The sequence below is a fragment of the Paenibacillus sp. EB106-05-06-XG162 genome (assembly GCF_058791655.1).
On sequence record NZ_JBYTDT010000006.1, the window covers coordinates 100197 to 123059 of the forward strand.

At 47.3% G+C, this 22863-nt stretch carries 21 protein-coding genes; 18 read left to right on the forward strand and 3 right to left on the reverse strand.

Translation table 11 applies throughout. The features are described from left to right. Positions 1–14 precede the first annotated feature (14 nt). The 10 genes from AC3WU2_RS15205 (at position 15) to AC3WU2_RS15250 (ending at position 9987) form a co-directional block, all read left to right on the forward strand. Positions 15–587, forward strand: a complete 573-nt coding sequence (locus AC3WU2_RS15205; protein WP_492455506.1) for a bifunctional transcriptional activator/DNA repair enzyme AdaA — start codon at positions 15–17, stop codon at positions 585–587. 7 nt (positions 588–594) lie between these two features. Next, entirely contained in the window at positions 595–1137 is a 543-nt protein-coding gene (locus tag AC3WU2_RS15210) for a methylated-DNA--[protein]-cysteine S-methyltransferase (protein WP_492455509.1), read from the forward strand. Between the two features lie 187 nt (positions 1138–1324). Further along, a complete protein-coding gene (locus AC3WU2_RS15215) occupies positions 1325–1939 on the forward strand; it encodes a hypothetical protein (RefSeq protein WP_492455511.1) in 615 nt (204 codons plus the stop codon). Between the two features lie 169 nt (positions 1940–2108). Then, positions 2109–3260, forward strand: coding sequence for an acyl-CoA dehydrogenase family protein (locus AC3WU2_RS15220; protein ID WP_492455513.1), 1152 nt, complete (start codon positions 2109–2111; stop codon positions 3258–3260). Continuing rightward, on the forward strand, positions 3260–4429 hold the full coding sequence (locus tag AC3WU2_RS15225; RefSeq protein WP_492455515.1) for an acetyl-CoA C-acetyltransferase: 1170 nt from the start codon (positions 3260–3262) through the stop codon (positions 4427–4429). Before AC3WU2_RS15220 ends, AC3WU2_RS15225 begins: the two co-directional genes overlap by 1 nt. A 15-nt stretch (positions 4430–4444) precedes the next feature. After that, positions 4445–5299 carry a 3-hydroxybutyryl-CoA dehydrogenase gene (locus AC3WU2_RS15230; RefSeq protein ID WP_492455854.1) on the forward strand — a complete coding sequence of 285 codons (855 nt, stop codon included), beginning with the start codon at positions 4445–4447 and terminating at the stop codon, positions 5297–5299. Positions 5300–5334: 35 nt separating this feature from the next. Continuing rightward, positions 5335–6477, forward strand: a complete 1143-nt coding sequence (locus AC3WU2_RS15235) for an acyl-CoA dehydrogenase family protein (RefSeq protein WP_492455517.1) — start codon at positions 5335–5337, stop codon at positions 6475–6477. Positions 6478–6511: 34 nt separating this feature from the next. Beyond that, the gene (gene prpB / locus AC3WU2_RS15240; protein WP_492455519.1) at positions 6512–7402 is read left to right on the forward strand and encodes a methylisocitrate lyase; all 891 of its coding nucleotides are present in this window, start codon (positions 6512–6514) and stop codon (positions 7400–7402) included. After that, positions 7399–8520 carry a bifunctional 2-methylcitrate synthase/citrate synthase gene (gene prpC, locus AC3WU2_RS15245; RefSeq protein WP_492455521.1) on the forward strand — a complete coding sequence of 374 codons (1122 nt, stop codon included), beginning with the start codon at positions 7399–7401 and terminating at the stop codon, positions 8518–8520. Before prpB ends, prpC begins: the two co-directional genes overlap by 4 nt. Positions 8521–8541: 21 nt before the next feature. Beyond that, positions 8542–9987 (forward strand): bifunctional 2-methylcitrate dehydratase/aconitate hydratase, encoded by a 1446-nt coding sequence (locus tag AC3WU2_RS15250; RefSeq protein ID WP_492455523.1) that lies wholly within the window; start codon positions 8542–8544, stop codon positions 9985–9987. Between the two features lie 80 nt (positions 9988–10067). On the opposite strand, the gene AC3WU2_RS15255 is transcribed toward AC3WU2_RS15250, so the two are convergent. Beyond that, on the reverse strand, positions 10068–10358 hold the full coding sequence (locus AC3WU2_RS15255) for a hypothetical protein (protein ID WP_492455525.1): 291 nt from the start codon (positions 10356–10358) through the stop codon (positions 10068–10070). Positions 10359–10568: 210 nt separating this feature from the next. On the opposite strand from AC3WU2_RS15255, the gene AC3WU2_RS15260 reads away from it, so the two are divergent. The 5 genes from AC3WU2_RS15260 (at position 10569) to pdaA (ending at position 18368) form a co-directional block, all read left to right on the forward strand. Next, complete coding sequence (locus AC3WU2_RS15260) at positions 10569–12848, forward strand: ABC transporter ATP-binding protein (protein WP_492455527.1); 2280 nt, start codon at positions 10569–10571, stop codon at positions 12846–12848. Further along, positions 12848–13378 carry a DUF1854 domain-containing protein gene (locus AC3WU2_RS15265; protein WP_492455529.1) on the forward strand — a complete coding sequence of 177 codons (531 nt, stop codon included), beginning with the start codon at positions 12848–12850 and terminating at the stop codon, positions 13376–13378. The genes AC3WU2_RS15260 and AC3WU2_RS15265 overlap by 1 nt, the downstream gene beginning before the upstream one ends. A gap of 13 nt (positions 13379–13391) precedes the next feature. Continuing rightward, positions 13392–15626 carry an ABC transporter ATP-binding protein gene (locus AC3WU2_RS15270; RefSeq protein ID WP_492455531.1) on the forward strand — a complete coding sequence of 745 codons (2235 nt, stop codon included), beginning with the start codon at positions 13392–13394 and terminating at the stop codon, positions 15624–15626. 178 nt (positions 15627–15804) lie between these two features. Next, a complete protein-coding gene (locus AC3WU2_RS15275; RefSeq protein WP_492455533.1) occupies positions 15805–17394 on the forward strand; it encodes an acetate--CoA ligase in 1590 nt (529 codons plus the stop codon). A gap of 209 nt (positions 17395–17603) precedes the next feature. Beyond that, complete coding sequence (pdaA, locus tag AC3WU2_RS15280) at positions 17604–18368, forward strand: delta-lactam-biosynthetic de-N-acetylase (RefSeq protein WP_379347255.1); 765 nt, start codon at positions 17604–17606, stop codon at positions 18366–18368. Between the two features lie 44 nt (positions 18369–18412). Here pdaA and AC3WU2_RS15285 read toward each other — a convergent pair whose 3' ends face one another. Next, on the reverse strand, positions 18413–18613 hold the full coding sequence (locus AC3WU2_RS15285; protein ID WP_492455536.1) for a hypothetical protein: 201 nt from the start codon (positions 18611–18613) through the stop codon (positions 18413–18415). A 363-nt stretch (positions 18614–18976) separates the two neighbouring features. Here AC3WU2_RS15285 and AC3WU2_RS15290 point away from each other — a divergent pair, with 363 nt between their 5' ends. After that, complete coding sequence (locus AC3WU2_RS15290; RefSeq protein ID WP_492455538.1) at positions 18977–19624, forward strand: FusB/FusC family EF-G-binding protein; 648 nt, start codon at positions 18977–18979, stop codon at positions 19622–19624. 203 nt (positions 19625–19827) lie between these two features. Here the strand turns inward: AC3WU2_RS15290 and AC3WU2_RS15295 are convergent, their stop codons facing one another. Further along, the gene (locus AC3WU2_RS15295) at positions 19828–20736 is read right to left on the reverse strand and encodes a cupredoxin domain-containing protein (RefSeq protein WP_492455540.1); all 909 of its coding nucleotides are present in this window, start codon (positions 20734–20736) and stop codon (positions 19828–19830) included. Positions 20737–20814: 78 nt separating this feature from the next. Here AC3WU2_RS15295 and AC3WU2_RS15300 point away from each other — a divergent pair, with 78 nt between their 5' ends. Then, positions 20815–21951 carry a kanamycin nucleotidyltransferase C-terminal domain-containing protein gene (locus AC3WU2_RS15300; RefSeq protein WP_492455542.1) on the forward strand — a complete coding sequence of 379 codons (1137 nt, stop codon included), beginning with the start codon at positions 20815–20817 and terminating at the stop codon, positions 21949–21951. Between the two features lie 494 nt (positions 21952–22445). Further along, the gene (locus AC3WU2_RS15305; RefSeq protein WP_018758236.1) at positions 22446–22823 is read left to right on the forward strand and encodes a PadR family transcriptional regulator; all 378 of its coding nucleotides are present in this window, start codon (positions 22446–22448) and stop codon (positions 22821–22823) included. The last annotated feature ends 40 nt before the right edge of the window (positions 22824–22863 follow it).

Genomic DNA, 22863 nt, shown 5'->3' on the forward strand with positions numbered 1-22863 from the left:
AGAGGTGAGACCCGATGATGGATCAGATTCCAGATGTGCAGTGGCAGGCTATTCTGCAGAATGATGCTACCTATGATCATCAGTTCTACTATGCCGTGAAGACGACAGGTATTTTCTGTAGACCTTCCTGCAAATCCAAACCGCCGAATAAAGATAATGTCAGTGTCTTCCGGAATGCCGACGAAGCGCTGACTGCCGGATATCGGCCATGCAAACGGTGCAAGCCTACGGGTCAGCGATTACCTGATGCGGAATGGGCTGACCAAATATCGCGGTTTATAGAAGAGAATTATCAACACCCCATATCGCTTCAAATGATTGCAGATACATGTCATGGAAGTCCTTATCATCTGCATCGAATTTACAAGCGTGTTATGGGAATTACGCCGGGCGAATATGTTCAACGGACGAGATTAGAGAAAGCTAAGGAATCATTGCGCAAGTCAGATATCGCGATATCAACGATTGCCGGGAGGGTAGGGATGCCGAACATCCCTTATTTCGTAACCTGGTTCAAAAAAAGCACAGGATTTACGCCGGCAGCATATCGCGAGTCCTATCGAAATCCGTTAAAGGAAGAGGTGTGAATAATCTATGAAAATCATAAATCCATTGAACAACATTTACTGGTCATCTGTCCTTCATGATGGCTGGAAGCTGTACTTCGCTGCTACGGATAAGGGGCTCTGTTATGTCGGCTCGCCGAATCGACCTTTTGAGGAAATGCTTGCCACCGTTGCAAAACATCGTACCGACCATCCTTGGATTCAAGATGATGAAGGGTTGAAGCTCATCCGCGAAGAATTGATGGAATATTTGGAAGGCACACGGTCCAATTTCTCCATTCCGTTCGATCCGATCGGGACTTCGTTCCAGCTTGCGGTATGGCAGGCGTTGTGCAGTATACCCTACGGGGAGACCAAGTCGTACGCAGATATCGCTCATTCCATTTCAAAGCCTGCTGCAGTACGAGCGGTAGGAGCTGCAATTGGAGCGAATCCTGTGCTGATAGGCATCCCATGTCATCGTGTTATTGGAAAAAACGGCGCATTGACTGGTTATCGTGGTGGATTGGAAATGAAGACAAAGCTGCTGCAATTGGAACGGAATCATGCGCGAATGCGTGTCACAGTTTAAAATGAAATTAGATATTGCTAGCCGCTGCGAATGTAGCGGTTTTTTTGTCGTCGATATGCTGTTGAATCGAGATTTAGGTATCTATCGCTATTAAATAAGGAATGCACCTAAAGAATTGAATCCGCAAGTGCATATGATAGGGAAGTGACAGGCATCCCGCGTAAGAATAAGAAGAGGTGATCTGAACATGAACCAGCATTGGCCTATCCATGTACGCAAGAAATGTATACGAATGGAGCCACAATATCATCAACCTAGGCGGCGTATTAGACGAGGATGTCATTTATTCAATTGCTATCCACGTAGAAGGGTAAATCTAAAGACGATTGAAATGGAGCAGCTGATTGTGCTGGTCGAGCAGCTTCGAGTCAAGGTAGATCCAATACGGCAGATAAGACACTTTCAGCAAATACAGCATATCCATCCTATCGTTAAGAATCTCCTGCAATTTATGGATCAGTTGCATCTACCTCCTTCCAGATTGAACCCTGTAAAGGCATCCTTGCAGCAGCTGCTAGACTTACTGAGTCAAGGGAACCTGTCTCTGGTAAATCAGAGTTCTGCACTGCAGAACATGCTGGATGCATTGCTACACTTTGCATTGCATGGGACAAATAATCATAAACAAATCACAGCCCACATTCATGCTATTCAAATAATTCTATTCAATTTCGATGTGAAAATGGCGGCTTCAGCGTTTGAAATCAAATCAGGCGTTGGACCTGTAGGTGCGGTGGGTCCCACAGGGCCCGTTGGCCCAACAGGTGCTGGTGGCTTCATAGGATCTTTGTCTGTCCAATAACAATCCCCATGGATTGGTAGAAGCCGTTGCATCACCAACGCAGTGTCATTTGATGCTGCGTTTTTGTTGTTGTGATGTACTTAATCCGAATGGTCACCTCATATAATACGATGAATGCGGTTTACGTCGAACTTTGTCCATCCTAGACCCCGGTGAGGAGGGAGGAGATATGCAGTTTCTTGGTTCTGAAGAACTTGAGATGACGCGCTCTGTTCTTCGAGACTTTGCACACAGTGAATTAGCACTCCGAGTGAAGGAGCGTGATGAGGAGCAGTCATTTGACAGTGCGATTGTCAAAAAGATGGCAGAATTGGGTCTCACAGGGATCCTCATTCCAGAACAATACGGAGGTGCAGCGGGAGATTGTCTGACGTATGCGGTTGTGATTGAAGAGCTGGCGGCGATTTGTGCTTCTTCAGCTGCTGTGCTTGCAGCACATACCGCTTATGCGAGTTGGCTGTTATACAGCAACGGTAATGAAAGACAGAAGGCGTTGCATTTGCACGATTTGGCGCAGGGGGTGAAGCTCGGGGGGATTGGTTTTCCGGTCGGGCGTGCAGACAGCGAGAGTCAGAGAGACCAACTATTGGCACATAGGGCAGGGGATGTCATGGTCTTGGATGGGAACCATCCTTGTGTCGCTAATGCGGGGATCGCGAATCTTTATATATTATTTGCATGTGTTCCAAGTGGGTCGAGAAAGCGATATCAAGCCTTTATCGTAGAGGAGGGAAATCCGGGGGTCAAACTTGGCAAGCTGCAGCGCAAGATCGGACTTCGATCGTATCCAACGGCTGAAGTGGTTCTGGAGCAATGCGAGGTGCCTTATTCGAATCGTCTTGGCTCTGTACGAAGTGGACGTAGCAAGGTTGTATCATGGGTAGATTTAGGTCATCTCAGTGCGGCCGCACAGGCTGTGGGAATCGCTCAAGGTGCACTTGATCGAGCGGCAGCTTACGCAAAAGAGCGGGTTCAATTCGGCAAAATCATTGGCCGTCAGCAAGGGATTGCTTTCAAATTGGCAGATATGGCCGTGAAGTTGGAAGCCGCACGATTGCTTACGTATCAGGCCGCATGGCGAATGGATCAGCGATTATCCTGTAGGAAGGAAGCGGCAATGGCTAGATTGTACTCAGCAGAGGCAGCAGTTGCAATTACGACCGAGGCTGTACAAATCTTCGGCGGATATGGCTACATGCAAGAGGTTGGGTTAGAACGATATATGCGCGACGCGAAATGTTTGGAATCGGATTATGGTACGGGTGGATTCCATATGGATGTGAGGAGACGTATTCGGTCCGATTCGAAGGTGGTGAAGTGATGCAGGAAACCGTGATTATCTCGGGCTGCCGAACCGCACTCGGTAAATTCGGAGGCATGTGGCGAGGCGTCAAGGCCGTTGATCTGGGTGGTGCGGCCATCCGCGGAGCCCTGCAGCGAAGTCTAATGGATCCTGCAGATGTGGATGGCGTTGTCATGGGGATGGTGCTTCAAGCGGGAGCGGGACAAAGTCCTGCGAGGCAAGCAGCAATGCTCGCAGGGCTTAGCCAACATGTATCGGCGGAGACGGTGAATAAAGTCTGCGCTTCCGGGCTTCGAGCGGTTACATTGGCAGATCAGATGATTCGAGCGGGTGACGGCTCCATCTTCGTTGCAGGTGGAATGGAGAATATGAGTCAAGTGCCTTTTGCAGCACCTAACATGCGGTGGGGTGTTAGGATGGGCTCCTCTGAGCTGATTGATCTGATGCAGTATGACGGTCTGTTGTGCGCCTTCCAACAGGTACTTATGGCGCAATACGGCGATGAGGCGGCTCAAGAGCAAGGGATTAGCCGGGAGGAGCAAGATGAATGGGCTCTGCGAAGCCACAACCGCGCAGTTGGAGCGATAACACGAGGGAAAATAAAAGATGAGGTGATTTCTGTATCCACATCGCAAGGTGAGAGGGATACGGATGAATGTCCGCGAATGGATACCAATCTTAAGAAACTGGGCCAGTTAAAACCAATCGTTGGCAATGGGGGGACTGTGACGGCTGGAAATGCGCCAGGCGTGAATGATGGTGCAGCAGCATTCCTACTTATGTCAAAGGAAGAAGCCGCACGTCGCTCCCTAACGCCCCTTGCCCGGATTATCGGTCATACGTCGATTGGAATGGAAGCGCGTCATATTGCGCAAGCACCAGCTGTTGCGATTCAGAAGCTGCTGCAGAAGACAGGGCATCGAATGGATGAGATTGATCTCTTCGAAGTCAATGAGGCATTTGCTGCAGTTATTCTCACTTGTTCACGAATGCTCGCGTGGGATATCGAGCGCGTGAATGTGAACGGCGGTGCGATTGCGCTAGGACATCCGTTAGGTGCGAGTGGAGCAAGAATTTTACTGAGTCTGATTATGGAACTACGGCGCAGGGGAGGGGGCTTAGGGATTGCAGCGATATGCAGCGGCGGTGCGCACGGGGATGCAATTCTGGTTCAAGTGGATGGATAGAATGAGGTGATTCCAATAGCCATTCGAGAAGTTACGGTGCTGGGTGCAGGTCAGATGGGAAGTGGAATCGCACAGACTTTTGCACAACACGGCTACCAGGTTGGACTCTATGATATCGAATCAAAGGCCGTCGAGCGAGGGGTTGCAGGGATAGAAGGTTCTCTAACTCGTTTCGTACGGAAAGGAAGCTTGACGGAGGAAGACAAAAGTCGGATTATGCAGCAAATTCATCCATCCACGGATCTAGGCATCGCAGACCGTTCACAGCTTGTGATCGAAGCGGTCCCTGAGAAGATGGAACTGAAGACCGCGATATTTCAAGCATTGGACTCTATTTGTTTGCCGGATGCGATTCTTGCAACCAATACATCGTCGCTCTCCATCACCACGATTGCTGCAGTCACAGGTCATCCAGATCGGGTGATCGGGATGCATTTTATGAATCCTGTTCCGATCATGCCGCTTGTTGAGATTATTCGGGGATTGGCCACGTCGGATGGAACCTTCGAACAGATCAAGACCATAACACATCAGCTGGGCAAAACAGGCGTGGAAGTCCAGGACGCACCCGGTTTCGTCTCCAATCGAATTCTAATGCCGATGATTAACGAGGCCATTTATACCGTCTATGAAGGAGTGGCAGCACCAGAAGCGGTGGATCAAGTGATGAAGCTTGGTATGCATCATCCGATGGGACCGCTTACGCTCGCTGATTTCATTGGACTCGACACGTGTCTATCCATTATGGAGACACTGCACCAAGGTTTCAGTGATTCGAAATATCGGCCATGTCCTTTATTACGTAAATATGTGAGTGCAGGTTGGCTCGGACGAAAAACGGGTAGGGGGTTCTTCGTATATGACCAATAAGAATCACGCGCTTCATGAGAAAGGAGTGCCTGCGGATGGAGCTCCGATTGTCGAGCGAACAAGAGCAGTGGCAGAGCAGCGTGCGGCAGTTTGCGGAGTCAATCCTTGTATCTCATGTGGGTCCTATGGAACTCGAGGGTGCTTTTCCGCGGGAATTGCTGAAGGAAATGAGAGCGAGCGGCTTCATGGGCATTCCCATCCCGAAGCAATGGGGAGGCGCGGGGGCTGATTTCATATCCTACATTCTCGCGATTCACGAAATCTCAAAAGTCAGCGCTGCTGCGGGAGTCATTCTCTCCGTGCATACTTCGGTGGGCACGTTGCCGATTCTTCATTACGGTACTGATGAGCAGAGGGAGAACTATGTACAGAAGCTGGCATCGGGTGAAGCACTTGGTGCGTTCGCACTGACGGAACCTCATGCGGGCTCGGATGCGTCATCCATTCGAACGTTGGCAACGCTTGAAGGGGATTATTATCGATTGACGGGTTCGAAGATTTTTATCACGAACGCGGGCGTTGCGGATACTTATATTATTTTTGCAGTGACCAATGCAGTACAAGGGGCTCGTGGAATTTCTGCTTTTATTATTGAGCGGGATAGCCCTGGGTTAATCATTGGCAAAGCGGAGAAAAAAATGGGTCTTCATGGCTCGAGTACATGTGAAATTAGACTGGATCAGGTGAAAATTCCAGTGACTCAGCGCCTAGGAAGAGAAGGCGAGGGTTTCGTGATTGCGATGGGAACGCTGGATGGTGGGCGCATCGGTATCGCAGCACAAGCATTGGGAATCGCGCAGGCAGCGCTTGAACTCGTGGATGGAACAGTTAGGCATAGGAGCGATGATCGTGGACGAAGACGGAGGAGGTCACCATCTGACCTCGATCTCATTGCGGAGCTCATGACGCAAGTTGAAGCCGCAAGGCTGCTTGTCTACCGTGCCGCTTCGTTACGACAAATGGGCTTGCCTTGTACGAAAGAATCATCGATGGCTAAGATGTTCGCTTCGGATACAGCGATACGGGTTACTGGCGCGGTGATACGAATCCTTGGCCGCGAAGGCTGCACAGATCATTTTCCGGCAGAACGGCTGTTTCGCGATGCGAAAGTGACCCAAATCTATGAAGGGACGAATGAGATTCACAGGGTCGTGATCAGTGGTTCAATGCTTCGATAAGGTATGAGATGTTCTCTATAGGAGGTGACCATCTATGGTAGACTCACCTGGTCTACGATTACGTCAAGCAATAGAAACGGAGCGTCCTCTTCAAGTCGTGGGTGCAATCAATGCTTACTCCGCTATGATGGCGGAACATATTGGATTTCAAGCGCTTTATCTATCGGGAGCTGGGATTGCCAACGCTTCCTATGGGCTTCCTGATCTCGGAATTACTACATTGCAAGATTGTCTAGAGGATGTCAGGCGAATCTCAAGTGTGACCAAGCTGCCGCTACTTGTCGATGCCGATACGGGTTTTGGCAGCGCATTTCAAATCGCACGGATGATGCAAGAGATGCATCGCGCAGGTGCGGCTGGTATTCATATCGAGGATCAAGTCGCTGCCAAACGATGCGGTCATCGACCGAATAAAGCCATTGTCCCGCAAGAGGAGATGGTGGATCGCATTCGAGCGGCTGTCGATGCTCGTGTCGATCCGCAATTTGTCATTATGGCACGTACGGACGCCATCGCCGTCGAGGGGATGGAGGCTGCCATTGAGCGCGCATGTGCATGCGTTGAAGCAGGGGCTGATATGATTTTTCCCGAAGCGGTGACAAGTCTGGAGGATTATCGCCGCTTCGCAGAGCAAGTCAATGTTCCTGTGCTCGCGAATCTTACAGAGTTCGGGCGGACTCCATTCTTCACGCTTGAGGAACTGCGGACTTCGGGTGTACGCCTTGCGCTTTATCCGTTGTCAGCCTTTCGGGCGATGTCTGCGGCAGCCATGCAGGTCTATCAGGCTATTCGTCAGGATGGTACACAGCAGAACGTGCTGGATCGGATGCAGACGCGTGTCGAATTGTATGACGTACTTGGTTATGAGGGCTACGAGCAGAAGCTGGATCGATTATTCGCTACGGAGAGGAGTGATCCAACTTGACGGATCGGCACAATAATGGATTAGCGGATGTCATCGCAGGACAGACGGCTATTTCAACAGTAGGGAAGGAAGGCAAAGGACTTACGTACCGAGGCTATAGGATTCATGATCTTGCTCGCGCAGGGACATTTGAAGAAACGGCGTATCTGTTGATCTATGGAGCACTTCCGAATAGCGAAGAACTGCAGCAATATCGAACGAAGCTAACGATGTTAAGAGATTTGCCTACAGGATTGCAGACAATTCTAGAACAGCTCCCTGCCACGACGCACCCTATGGATGTACTGCGAACTGGCATTTCTGCGCTTGGTGCATTTGAGCCGGAATCCGATGTGGGAACTGGACAGAATATTGCAAATCGGCTTATCGCGAGTAGTGCTTCAATTCTCTTCTATTGGTTTCATTTTCAGACGAAGGGCGTACGTATTGAGACTGCAACCGGGAGCCGGTCTGTCGCTAGTCATTTTCTCGAGTTACTGCATGGCAGCGAGGCTAGTGAGCTTGATCAGCGGGCGCTAGATGCCTCCCTCATTCTGTATGCTGAACATGAGTTCAACGCATCGACATTTGCCGCTCGGATTACAGCTTCTACACGATCAGACTTCTATTCGGCGGTAACAACCGGCATCGGAACACTGCGCGGACCTCTTCACGGTGGTGCGAACGAAGCGGCAATGGATTTGATTGAACGATTTGAGAGCCCAGATGCTGCGGAGATCGGGATTAAGGAAATGTTGGAGCGTAAGGAACTGATTATGGGCTTCGGTCATCGCGTCTATTCTATCTCCGACCCCCGGTCAGATATTATAAAGGCTTGGTCGAGAACGCTGTCGGAGGAGGCGGGGAATATGCGACTCTATGAGATCTCTGAGCGGATCGAGAAGGTGATGTGGGACGAGAAAAGGTTGTTTCCGAATCTTGATTTCTACAGCGCATCCGCCTACCGGATGTTGGGCATTCCTACAGCTCTGTTCACACCGCTCTTCGTCATCTCCCGAATTAGTGGGTGGTCGGCGCATATTCGTGAGCAGCGGGAGGTCAAGCGAATTATTCGCCCTCAAGCGGATTATACGGGGCCTGAACCGATATCATGGGTCCCAATCAACCAGCGTTCATGAATAGGGGAGGGGGCTTCATATATGTCTCTATCTCATCATGCTGCTAGGCCGCAACCTGATCAGCTTCTCGTCGAGATTGCAAAATATGTGTTGGAACAATCGATTGATAGTGAAGAAGCCTATCAGACGGCAAGGTTATGTTTATTGGATACATTGGGCTGTGGGCTGCTAGCGCTGCGCTATCCGGAATGTACGAAGCTGCTAGGTCCGATCGTACCCGGTACATTCGTACCGAACGGTGCTCGCGTTCCTGGCACATCGTATCAGAGCGATCCAGTGAATGCTGCCTTTAATATCGGGACAATGATTCGTTGGCTGGATTATAACGATACATGGCTTGCCACGGAATGGGGACATCCATCAGATAATTTGGGCGGAATTCTCGCAACGGCGGATTATATTAGCCAGTGCCGCACAGCCGTAGACGGAACTCCACTGCATATGCGAGATGTGCTTACGGCGATGATCAAAGCCCATGAAATTCAGGGCGTCCTTGCACTCCAGAATAGCTTCAATCGAGTGGGGCTGGATCATGTGATCCTGGTGAAAGTCGCTTCTACTGCTGTGATAACAGCGATGCTAGGCGGTACGCAAGAGGAAGTCATTCAGGCGGTGTCCAACGCATGGATCGATGGTCATCCGCTGCGAACGTATCGGCATGCGCCGAATACGGGGACCCGGAAATCTTGGGCGGCCGGGGATGCAACTAGCCGAGCCGTGCAATTAGCGCTTATGACTTTGAAGGGAGAAATGGGCTACCCTTCGGCCTTAACAGCCAAGACGTGGGGATTTCAGGACGTGTTATTCCGTGGGCAACCGCTGCGCCTTGAGCGGCCGTTCCAGTCCTACGTCATGGAGAATATTTTGTTCAAAATCGCATTTCCTGCGGAATTCCATGGCCAGACGGCAGTTGAATGTGCAATACTGCTGCACCCGAAAGTAAAGCATCGTCTAGCAGAGATTGATACCATTCAGATTACAACGCATGAATCTGCGCTGAGGATTATCGATAAGATTGGGCCGCTTCATAATCCTGCGGATCGTGATCATTGCCTGCAATACATGGTTGCCGTTGGGCTTCTCCATGGCACGCTCCATGCGGATCATTATGAAGATAACGCTGCAGTAGATCCTCGGATTGATGCATTGCGGCAGAAGATGATTCTCGTGGAAGATGAGCGGTATTCCCGTGATTATCTGGATGAGCATCGACGCTCTATCCCGAATGCGATACAGATCACCTTCGTAGACGGTACAGCAACGGATAAAGTAGAGATTGAATACCCGATCGGTCACCGCAGGAGAAGACAAGAGGGCACCCCTCTCTTGATGGAAAAGTTCGAATCCAATGTTCGAAGTCGATTTGCTGTGAAGCAGGCGAATCGAATCTTCTCAAGTTGTGCGGATCAGGCGGAGCTTGAACAGATGACCGTGCATCAGTTCATGGATTTATTTGTCGCGAAATGAACGCATAGAAGGGCTGCCGACGTATCGGCAGCCTTCTTCGTGTCTAGGTCATTCGGTACATTGGAACGACTTGAATCCGATTACAACAACTTCTTCTTCATATCCCCAAGATACTTCAGAGCAACCCCGAATGCGCCGACGTAATATGCGCCGAGGAGCAAATAGCCAGTATAATCCAGGGAGACGATGTTCGCAAGTACGAAGAGTGGAAGCACGTAATACAATACGTCTTTCAAATAGTCAAGAACGAGAGAGCTGGAGAACTTCTTGTCTACGAGTGCACGGTACAATCCAAGCAAAAAGCTAAGTCCCATTAATCCAAACAGAACCCACATCGTGTAGAGCATCCAACCTGTTAGCACAAATGTCATTTCAACTCACCTCCTCCGCAGGAGGAATGACTGCGTACTATACTATATGTGAGACGGATCAAGGTTGTACTAGGACAACGCATAGAGTACCAAAAACAATTTTAACGAAATATTATCATTTCCTGAACCTAGTAATTATGGTAATATCATTGTGTTTCGTTAAACGCATGATACAAACATAACGTTGAGTTAATGATGGAAGGGGTGCCTATGAACCAAAAGTTGAAAGCCGAAGTGCTGTCTGTACTGCAACAGGTGAAGGCGAGCGATGTTGTCTACTGGATGCATTGTGATCGAAGTAAAGACGGCAAGGGCTTCGCCAGTACGTATTTGATTCTTACGAGCGTTGCACTTCATATCGTATCGAGTACAGAGGGTCAGATTATACAGAAAATATTCAAAGGGATTCAACGAACTCCGAAAGAAACGCCGCGCACAACTACATATCAGTTCGTAGAATCCATTCCACTCCAGAGTATTGAGAAGATTTCCATCGTTAATTTAGTTGCATCAGGACTCGTCGTCATTCATGAACAAGAAGAGCGTGCCATCGGTGCGTTCACGAACGGGGAAATGGCGCGAGCCGCCAAATTAGCCTCCTTCGTTACAAAGCTGAAGAATCAGGAAGAGATTCGTCAGGATGAAATTGAAGATCATTCGGAGCAAGCTTCATGTCCGAAGTGTGGGATGATCTATCCGGAAGAAGGCAGGCAGATCTGTCCGAAATGTATGAAGAAACACGCGATTTTCGGGAGATTGCTCTCGATTGCAGGCGGGTATAAGAGGCTTATAGTCCTCATCGTACTATTCATGTTGCTTAACTCAGCATCGGGTCTTGTCATTCCGTACTTGCAAGGAACGGTACTCTTCGATCAAGCGCTTAACAATACGGGAGCTTTTGCTGGGCAGATTGGTCTCGTCATCGTACTGATTCTGGCGTTTCGAACCATTTCACTTGGATTTGGCGTTGTGTTCAGCATGTTGAATGCAAAACTCGCCGCCAATGTCGCATTTGATCTCAAAGCAAGTGTGTTCGAATCCATGCAGCGGCTATCCCTGAACTTCTTCCAGAAGAAGCAGACCGGCCAGCTCATGACCCGTGTCAATAATGATGCGACGGAATTGCAGTATTTTTTCGTAGACGGTATTTCGTTCTTTATTGTGAATGCTATGAACATTATCGGGATTACAACCGTGATGCTCATCATGGATTGGAAGCTCACATTAATTTGTTTCATTCCAATTCCAATCGTCATTCTGCTGATGCGCTGGGTATTCCCGAAGCTCTGGCGATTGTCTTGGCGCAGACACCGACGCGTGAGCATCATGAATGCATTGATCAGTGATTCCATCCGTGGAACCCGTGTCGTGAAGGCGTTCGGTAAGGAGCGGCAAGAGTCGGAACGGTTCCAGCGAGCTAATCACAACTTCTCGGACGCGGAACAATCGTTCAACTTGATGGGCAGCACGATCTTCCCAATTCTGAACATGCTCACGCAAATCGGCGGGATTCTGATCTGGGCATTTGGCGGTTGGAAGGTAATGGGCGGCGAGATTTCATTTGGTCAGATCATGACGTTCGTTAGTTACATCTACATGCTCTATGGCCCGATCCAATTCATGAACAATATCGTGAACTGGTGGTCGTATTGCATGACAGCTGCACAGCGGATATTCGAAATTCAAGATGCTGTACCGGAAGTTGCTGAACAACCCGATGCGATCCATTTGGAGCGGATGAAAGGTGAAATTCATGTATCGAATATGACATTCGGTTATGAGCCGAACAAACCGGTTCTACAGAATGTAACGTTTCGTGCGAAACCTGGCCAGATGATTGGGGTTGTCGGACACTCAGGAGCGGGTAAATCCACGCTCGTGAATCTCATCTCTCGTCTCTATGATGTGACAGATGGTGAGATTCGAATTGATGGCCATAATGTTCGCAGCTTGAGTATCTCATCGATGCGTTCGCAAATCGGCATTGTATCGCAAGAAGTCTATGTCTTCATGGGTACGATCGCAGAAAATATTGCCTATGCGGATCCGGATTGTACAATGGAAGATATCATTCATGCAGCGAAAATTGCGAATGCGCATGACTTCATAACGAAGCTCCCTGATGGCTACGATACGATCGTCGGTACAGGCGGGCATAATCTATCGGGTGGTGAGAAGCAACGGATTTCGATCGCGAGAGCGGTACTGCATAACCCTCGTATTCTGATTCTCGATGAAGCAACGGCCTCGCTAGATACGGAGACGGAGCTTCAAATCCAGGAAGCGCTTGAATCACTTGTCGAAGGTCGAACGACAATTGCCATTGCACATCGATTATCAACTTTACGGAATGCAGATTATCTCCTTGTCATGGATAGCGGTAAAGTCGTTGAAGAAGGAACCCATGAACAATTACTTGCTAGAGACGGCATGTATGCCGGTATGGTGAAGAAACATGACGAAGCGTTGAAAATGAGAGAGGTGGTCTAATGCAATCCATAGCTGATGAACGCACGGATTTATCCGTAGCCGCGCAGTTGAATTATTTAACGGCTCAGAATGCGGTTTTTCGTAAAACAGATGGGAATATGCTTGCTGTTCAAGTAGGAGATGAAGATTTTCAGGGGGTGTATCTTCATTGCTCCTTCCCTCATACGAATCGAAAAATCTATATCTCCGTACGTACGGGCGAACATAAAGAAGTGGGTATCATCAAAGCATTAGATGAAGATTTTCCACCAGAAACAGCTGTGCTTCTCGAAGAACAAATAGACATTCGATATTTCGCACCCGTCATTAGGAAGGTGATCTCGATCAAAGAAGAATTCGGATACTCCTATTGGAATACAGAGACGAGTGCTGGCCATTGTCAATTCACGGTCCGAAGCGGCAGTGGCAATGTGAAGTCGGTTACCGAGAACAAGCTGCTGGTCATCGATGTGGATGGCAATCGCTTCGTGATCGAGAATGTGAAGCAGCTAAGCGAGAAGGAATACCGGATGGTGGAAATGTGTATATAGGAGGTCGACTGCGATGAATCTGCAATTCGAACTGTCCGAGCAAGATCATCATGCGGTAATGGAAGTGTTGGATGAGCCCATTACGTACTGCGTTCCGGCAGATTTAGCGCTTGATGGAAGAAGAACGAACGGTTTCTTTGTCATCGGGGAGACGAAGTGGGTGGTTGTCATGGATGGAGAGGTTATTGAGACCTGCGCCATTCATGAGACGAGTGATTACAAGGTGATTCCCTTAGTAGGCAATGTCATTATGGAAGCTACCCATCGCGATGTCCGAAGAATTATCATTCGAAGTACGATGCAGCATGCGGCGCGTGTAACCTACATGGCGCAAATTCTCAACTATATGTCTTCGAATAGCAAGATACGTATTTACAATAATGAGGCAGAACAGATCTGTACGAATTGCGGAGGCGCGCTTGTTCCAGGTACGCGATTATGTCCGAAATGTATGAATAAGGCTGCAGCGTTCAAGAAGCTCTGGCAAGTCTCGAAAGCTCATTGGCGCATGCTTGTTTTTGGACTCATCATTTTATGTGTCATGTCGGTGGTCACTTTAACAGGACCCTATTTCCAGAAAATTCTCGTCAACTCAGCGTTAGCGCCGCCTGCCGGTCAAAGTGCTAACCTGACGATGTTCTGGTTTGCAATTGGTGGGATTGTGTTCGGATTGGTCGCGGGGGAACTGCTAGGCGTACTTCGAGGCAGGGTTATGGCTCGTGTCAGCTCGAGAATTGCTGCGGATTTGCGTAATCTCGTCTTCGAGAAGGTGCAGAGTTTATCCCTAGGATTCCTTACCTCCCAGCGTGCCGGAGATATGATGAACCGGATTACATCCGACACGGACCGGATCCGGAACTTGATCCAAGAAGTATTCACGATGGCCTTGTTCCAGATGATTATGCTGGTAGCTGTCGGAGGATTGTTATTCAGTACCGATTGGCGCCTTGCACTAATTATTATTTTGCCTGCGCCACTCGTTGCTTATATTCAATATTTTGTCTGGCGCGCCATACTTCGCAAATTATTTCACCAGCAATGGCGGGTTTTCGATAAAGCGAACTCCTTTCTACACGATGTCCTTAGTGGGATTCGTGTCGTGAAGTCCTTCGGGAAAGAAGAGCGAGAGATTAAGCGATTCAGACAATATAATCGAGAATTTGCCATGGCAGCAATTAAGAGTGAGAACGTTTACAGCTATCTATCGCCGATTTCATTCTATCTCATTCAGATCGGACAATATTTTGTATTGCTCGTCGGCTGTAACATGATTTTAGGCAATGAGCTATCTCTCGGGGAACTAATCCAGTTCACAGGGTATGCAGCAATGATCTACGGTCCGCTCGCATGGCTGATGAATATTCCAAGGTGGATTGCGAATGCGTTGATCTCAATTGAGCGCGTATTCTCAGTTATCGATGAACAGCCAGAGATCAACGATACAGAGAAATCGGTCAAACATCAATTGCACGGGGCCATATCGTTTCAGGATGTTACGTTTGGATACAAATCCTATGAACCGGTATTGAAATCCATTCATTTCGAGATCAAGCAAGGGGAGATGATTGGACTTGTAGGACATTCCGGTGCAGGCAAGTCGACGTTCATCAATCTGATCTCCCGATTCTATGATGTGAATGAAGGCGCGATTATGATCGACGGCGTGGACATTCGTGATATTAAGCAAGAGGATCTCCGCTCACAAGTGGGTGTTGTGCTTCAAGAAACGTTATTATTCAGCGGTACGATAATGGAGAATATCCGATATTCGAAGCCGAATGCAACGATGGAAGAGGTCATTCAGGCGGCGAAGATTGCGAACGCGCATGATTTTATTATCAAATCGCCTGATGGCTATGATACCAAGCTCGAAGAGAATGGTAATAATATCTCGGGCGGCGAAAGACAGCGGATCGCCATTGCTCGTGCTGTGTTGAACAATCCACGCATCCTCATCCTAGATGAAGCTACGGCTTCTCTGGATATTGAGACAGAGTCTGAAATTCAAGAAGCGCTGAAGCGGGTGACGAAGAACCGTACGACAATCGCGATCGCGCATCGTCTGGCTACCCTGAAGAATGCAGATCGACTACTGGTTCTGGAGAAAGGGGCTGTCGCCGAAGTGGGTACCCATGATGAATTAATGCAGCAGGAAGGCATTTATTATAAACTCGTCATGGCGCAGCGGAATATGTCGAAGGCGAAGACGGATGCAGAGCCAAAATTAGAGGAAGTCGTGAATAGCTAGAATATCAGTTTAAGAATCAGCAGGACCACGTGAAGGGGTAGCACCTAAGAGCGTGGTTCTTGTTTTTTCTCTCCCAATCGCATCAAATCGTGAACGTTCTTGGAAATTAACGTGGTATAACGTGTTATAATATGAAATAAGTTAAAGACTTCATTTTGTAACATAGGGAGACGTTAAAATGGATTACCAGGATTGGATTGCACCAGAATATTATAATTTGACCTCGGAGATGGATCGTCACGATCCGAACAAGCTCGCGCTCAAATGGCTGAATGCGGCTGGAGATTACGAGGAGATTACATATGGAAACTTGCTGCAGCAAGCGAATCAATTGGCTCAAGGGATGAAGGATCTCGGATTGCGTCAAGGAGACCGAGTTCTCGTGATGGTTCCACGTCGGATTACGGCATATGTCATTTATTTAGCGTGTTTGAAGCAAGGACTTGCCATTATTCCATCTTCAGAGATGCTGCGTGCGAAGGATCTGTCTTATCGGCTTCAGCACTCCGAAGCTCGCGCCGTGATCGCGTGTGCCAGTGGAATCACAGAAGTGGATCAGATTGACAGTGAACTACCTGCCTTAGATTTCCGGATTGCTGCCTTCGAGACGCGCGATACAGCACCATCTAATTGGTTGATTCTGGATGAATTGATGGAGGACAAGCCAGATTCCTTCGAGACAGTATTAACACACCGTGATGATATGGCTATTCTAGCTTACACTTCGGGAACGACAGGCAATCCGAAAGGAGTCGTGCATCGTCATGGTTGGAGTTATGCACATCTGCGGATCACGACGCCATGGCTTGATATTCAAGAAAATGATATGGTGTGGGCGACGGCTGCACCTGGGTGGCAGAAGTGGATTTGGAGTCCTTTCTTATCGGTACTTGGCCGAGGAGCGACTGGGTTTGTCTATGACGGTGGATTCCAACCGAACCGATATTTGGAGCTTATCCAGAGTTACCGGATTCAGGTCTTGTGCTGCACGCCGACGGAATATCGACTGATGGCGAAATCGATGAATTTAGGCCAATTTGACTTAACATCACTCCGAAGTGCTGTATCAGCTGGAGAACCGCTGAATCAAGAAGTTATCCATTCGTTCCAACAGCAGCACCAGATTACGATCCGAGACGGTTATGGTCAGACCGAGAGCACGTTGTTAATCGGAGCTCTGAAAGATGCGCCTTTCCGATTGGGATCCATGGGAAGATCCATTTCTCCAGGGTTGGTCGAAGTTATTGATGCGGAGGGGAGTGTCCTTCCTGCTGGAGAAGTAGGGGATATTGCCGTTCATCGCGACATGCCTGCATTATTCGAAACCTATTTCAAAGACCCGGACAAGAAAGAAGCGAATATTCACGGCGATTATTTCATCACAGGGGACCGTGCTTCCAAAGATGCGGACGGATACTTCTGGTTCGAAGGACGCGGGGACGACATCATCATTAGTTCAGGGTATACGATTGGACCGTTTGAAGTGGAAGACGCTTTGATGAAGCACCAAGCTGTGAAAGAATGTGCGGCGGTTGCTAGTCCTGACGAAATTCGCGGCCATGTGGTGAAGGCCTTTATTGTTCTCAAGGAGAATGTAGAAGGTTCTGAGGATCTAATAAGAGAGCTTCAGAATCATGTGAAGCAGCTGACGGCACCTTATAAGTACCCTCGCAAAATTGAATTTGTTGAAGATTTACCGAAGACGAACTCGGGCAAAATTCGTCGTATTGCATTGCGTGAGCAGGAGAAACGGACAGCGGGCAACTAAGGAAATCAATGGTAGGGAACGCTATTTTTCGAGCAAATGAATCAAAGGCACAAAATGCATGAAGGGATTCCTGGATTGCATTTGTGCCTTTTTTTTACCATGATTAGGAATAGCATTGTCTGGAACGGGGATATTATCTATGGGTTGATTGACATCACGATTGGATAGAAAGGGGAATAAACATCAAACATGCACGATATCTGACCGTTATGATCCTGCTGTTCGTCATGACGGCGGTGCCATATACGAATCAAGCAGCTTATGCATCGAGCACCAATCCGTACCATTTTGGATTTAAGAAGAGCAAAAATCATCAGTCGGCCTCCATTCAAGAAGAAGGATTTAAAGATATCTTGATGCGCCAAAATTCTATTTTCCTCGGCGATGTGTCGAAGAAGGAATTATATTTAACCTTTGACAATGGATACGAGAACGGCTTTACACCGAAGATCCTCGATATTCTCAAGGAGCATCAAGTGCCTGCAATCTTCTTCGTTACAGGGCATTATGTCAAAGAAGAGCCGGATTTAATTAAGCGGATGGTCGCTGAAGGTCATCTGATTGGTAATCATTCATGGAGTCATCCAGATATGAGCCAAATATCGAATGCAAAGCTGCGTGAGGAATTGGACAAGGTAAGGATCGAAGTGCAGCGAATCACGAATCAACAATCGATGACATATTTACGGCCGCCGCGGGGGATTTTTAATGAGCGAATCCTTCAGGCTAGCAAGGAACTCGGTTATACGAGCGTATTCTGGTCGATTGCTTACAAAGATTGGGATACGAACGCGCAGCGCGGTTGGCGGTATGCATATGATTCGGTGATGAACCAACTTCATCCGGGCGCAGTGATATTGCTTCACTCGGTGTCTCGAGACAATACGATGGCATTAGGTGCGATTCTCGCCGAAGCGAAACGACAGGGTTATGTGTTTAAGAGTTTGGATCAGTTGCAAATGAAAAATTATTAGTAAAGACCTGGCCGATGGCCAGGTCTTTTTGTTGGGTGAAGTGGTTAGATGGAACGATTCATCATCGAGTGGCAATTATTGTACAGTTGTTCTAATTCCGTATCATTCATCTGTGGATGCACTTCCTTCATGAAAGGAAGCATGTCCTTGAAAGAAGCGGGTAGATTATTCGACGCATAGGCTACGGTTCCAATACCTATTGTGATTACAGCGGTCATAAGAACAGCAAATACTTTCATTTTCATTGATGTCACCTCCAGTTGGTTATACGAATGAAGCATATAAGATAATGGTGTAGAAAGGATATGATCTACATCATGTAAATCTTGGATTAGGCGACTTGGAAATGGTGACTCATCTACCCAAGAAAAATTGCGTCTTTTGGGATTTTCTGTTATAATTTTTGCGTGATATTCATTGGGGGTGGTGCAGATGGCAATTCAGAATTGCTCATTAGCTAGGAAGTCCTCATGCAAAGCCTAATCTAGGGCGATACTTTGCGTGAGGTGCGATAGAATAGATTCGATCGCCCAAACTTAACTTTATCGTTTCTAATAGTGGGCTTTGCACCTTATGATCTTTCATAACAAATAAGGGGCTGAAGAGCTATGAGTACACCATTTATTAGAAACCATCAATTCAACGTGATTAAGAAACAATCGGAATTCCTTCAGAATACACTGCGAACCGTCGCAGATCGGAGAGTCTTGGAGACCGTAAGATATCGTGCTGCATCGATCATTATGGAAGCAATACCCGATCTTACAGAGAATCAGCAGAAGATGCTGGAACAAATTACGACCTTCGAGACGGCATATGATTTCCAGAGATATCTTAGCGGATTAGAACCATACCTAGAGTCATATCCGCCGATTACGCTGAAGCAGATTCAGAAGCTATTCCCTAAGAATAAGAAACTGAAAGCTCCTGATCTCTCATCCACCGATTTTCGTCGTGTGACGTATCTGAGCTGGGTAGATGTTGCCACGAACAAATTATTCATTGTATATCCGTTCGAAGGACAGTTCATCGGCATCGAGGGAAGAATTACGCCGACACATAAGAAAGGGTATTGCCTGTTCTGCAATCGGCATCAAGAGCTTGCATTCTTCACAGTCAAGACCAAGCCTGCGAACGCTTCGCCGGATGATTATTCTGCTATTGGTCAATACGTATGTATTGAGAACCATGGATGTAATCAGAGCATTACCGATACAGAAGCACTGGAGAAGTTCATTCTCTCCGTTCGCAAATAACGCAACAATTCAGATGGATATGTTCTTGAACTCTGTTAACCAACAGAATAACGTGTACAAAGTTCTTGAGCGATATCATCCGATCTGTTTGTTTTAACAATCCCTCAATAGCAGTGTAGTTGCTTGTAATTGTTGACAAAGCCGTGGTGAACGCTGTTCATTACGGCTTTTTTGCGTGCGTAGTCGAGCTTGCTCTCGCTGATCTAAGCATTCACCTGAATCGTGGCAGTCATCCCAGATTCTCGATGTCCGGGCAGCGTACATCGTACCTCATAGGTGCCGGCTACTTCGAAGAAGACGACTTGGCTGCTCTTCTCACCGGCGGCAGCATGAACATGGATGTCAGTGCCAACGATCTCAAAATCATGCTCCAACTGACCGGCATTGTCGAGTGTAATACGAACACGCTGGTTTGCGTGAATCTGAAAGTCGTTAGGTGAAAAGCTGAATTCATTAGCAGCAACATATAGTTCTTGAGCGGCTACTATGCTCTGATCTCCAGGTAAAGCAGCGTGGTGATGACCCGTATTGGCATGATCAGGAGTAGGATTTGCGAGTGGTGGATTCGTTGCGGATGAACTAAACGGCAGCTGCAGCCCACCTCCAAGTACGGCGATAATTACAATGAACATATGAAGTGGTTTTGCGAATAAGGATGATTTCTGACGGAGCTGTTCAGCTTTCAATTCGCCTTGGAGCATGATGAACAGCAAGAATAGAATGCCGCTGCATAGAATCGCCATGATTTTCACAGTGAAGGTTATATAAGCCGCAGGCATCATGAACATCAACATCGCGCCCATCATCCCGCCCATCATCCCGCCCATGATGCCGGACAGGAGTCCATCCATGATCGCCATAAGACTGATAGGCCACCCGATGATAACGCCAGCGAGGCCGCCAATCAACATACTGATCATGGTCGATTGGAAGAATTGACCGGGCAGCCATACAGCCACAAAGGTTCCCATAACAAGGCCAACAGTCATACCAAGCGTCATGGCTGACATCATACCTACCATGCAAGATATTTGCCGGCGGAATGTAATTACGAAACCTGTGAGCCATACAGAGAGTATTACGATTAAACCTGTTAACACAGCTATTAACATATACGATGCCCCCTATCCCTATATGCATATGCTTGGCCTGATTAATTATGCGAGAGGGTAGAAGTTTAAGGATGACGAATGATGAAACGTAACGGAGCTGATAATTATATGTTTAACGTATTTGATGTTTCAAGTGCGATAGTGGAAAATATCCAGCAGCAATACCCGGATGATGTTGCGATTGTTGCCTGCTATGGATCCTATGTACAAGGTTCAGCCAATCCGAGATCGGATTTGGATTTCTTTTTCATTCCTGCAAATTCAGATGGTTATCGCGCGAGTATCCAGTTCATTATTGATGGCATTAGCTTTGATTTCTGGCCGATTAGCTGGGAACGAGCTGAACGGATGGCGAATTATGAAGAATCGAACACTTCGATTATTGCGGATTGTAGGCTATTATATGTCCGCTCGGATGCGGATCGTGACCGGTTTGACCAGTTGCAAGAGAAAATTACGAATCCTCCTGGTCTGAAATTACTTGAACGAGCAGAGTCTGAACTTCAAGGTTCCTATGTACATTTGTACAAAATGAGATCGACACCCGATCAGGATAACCTAGCTTTTTATCGAACAGAATCTCGAGGGATATTGACGAAGGTGCTCTATAGTCTGGCATTGATCAATCGTACGTATTTGCGAAAAGGGTGGGGAAAGAACACAGAGCAAATCATGAATTTCATGATTAGACCGGCTCGACTTGAAGATTACATACATACCTTGATTCATTCTAATTCATGCCGAGAAATGCAAACGAACTGTGAGCTGCTCACACAGGAGACCATAGAACTCCTCACAAGACAGCAGGAATCTTATACAGATGGGCCTTCCTACACCGATCGAATGAATGGGTTCTATGAAGAGTTCAAAGGGATATTCAATAAATTAGCTGAAGCGTGTGAAAAGAATGATATTGACACCGCCTATTATTGGTCAACCGGCTTACAAGATGTCATAGCCAAGTTCCTGTATTATTCAGAACGAGGTTATTGGCCTGTGGAACTGGAAGCAAGTCTAACCTATCAAGTCTATTACGAAAATGCCGGATTTCCGAACTTAGTCGCACTTTTTGATCCTCAGAATTTATTGCCTTTAGAACAAGCTGTTCAACGGCTTGAATCGATGTTCGTAGAAGTTCTAACAGCGAAGGGGCTTAAGATTCTTCAGTTCAACTCGGTGAATCAATTTCGTGATTTTCTTCGTACTCGCGAGTGAAGATGCGGTTGCGTAGGCAGAAATAAAACATATGTTACAGAGATTAAAACCTGGTGCGCGACTGCTAGGTTTTTTTTCTATGTCTGAAAGGCAGAACTGACTATAAATTTGACAAAACAGGAACAAGTGTTCTAATATAACAAAAGTTTATGGTAGTTGCAACGAAAACGATGAAAATAGACGTAAATCTGATAATTTGCGTGATATAAAAATACGTGTATGCACGCAATGACTTCGCTCGCTTGCATCAACCATACGTTAGCGATACCTATCTATGTTTCAGCAAACCATACGCAAGACGTATCTATTTACTACGAAATCGGTACGCATCATTAAATCATGTACAAAAGAAGAGAAACACGAAAAGAAAAATCGACATTTTTCGTATTGAATGCGTAGACATTGAACACAGAAGGTACCACGTATTTTTAATGCATACGAAATGGAATATACTAGATTTATAGAATTTTGAGTATTGAAGGAGGACAACGAAAATGCGTAATTCGGAAGATAAAATGGTCAAAACAAATTCTCTCGGACATATCGTGAAGGTCCAGCAAGTTATGGATTTTATGGTGCTTACCGAACTGAGACATGGTCGTCGATATGGTAAACAGTTAGATTTGATGATTACAAAATCTCTAGGCGGCGTAGGAGTGAACGATTCTTATTTGGCTCAACGCCTAAAGGTTCTCGCAGAGAAAGGCCATGTTAAGAGCCAGTGGGAATCAGATAACCGATTCAACCGATTCTATGAAATCACAGATAGCGGCAATGAGTATTTAGAACAACTAAAGCGCGATTTGCCAGAGCGAGTTGAGATTGCACTGAAAGTCTATAAGCGATTTGAAGCGTTCATGAACCAATCGTAGAAAATAAGTCGGGAGGAGGTGTCCCTTTTTAGCGAGTTCA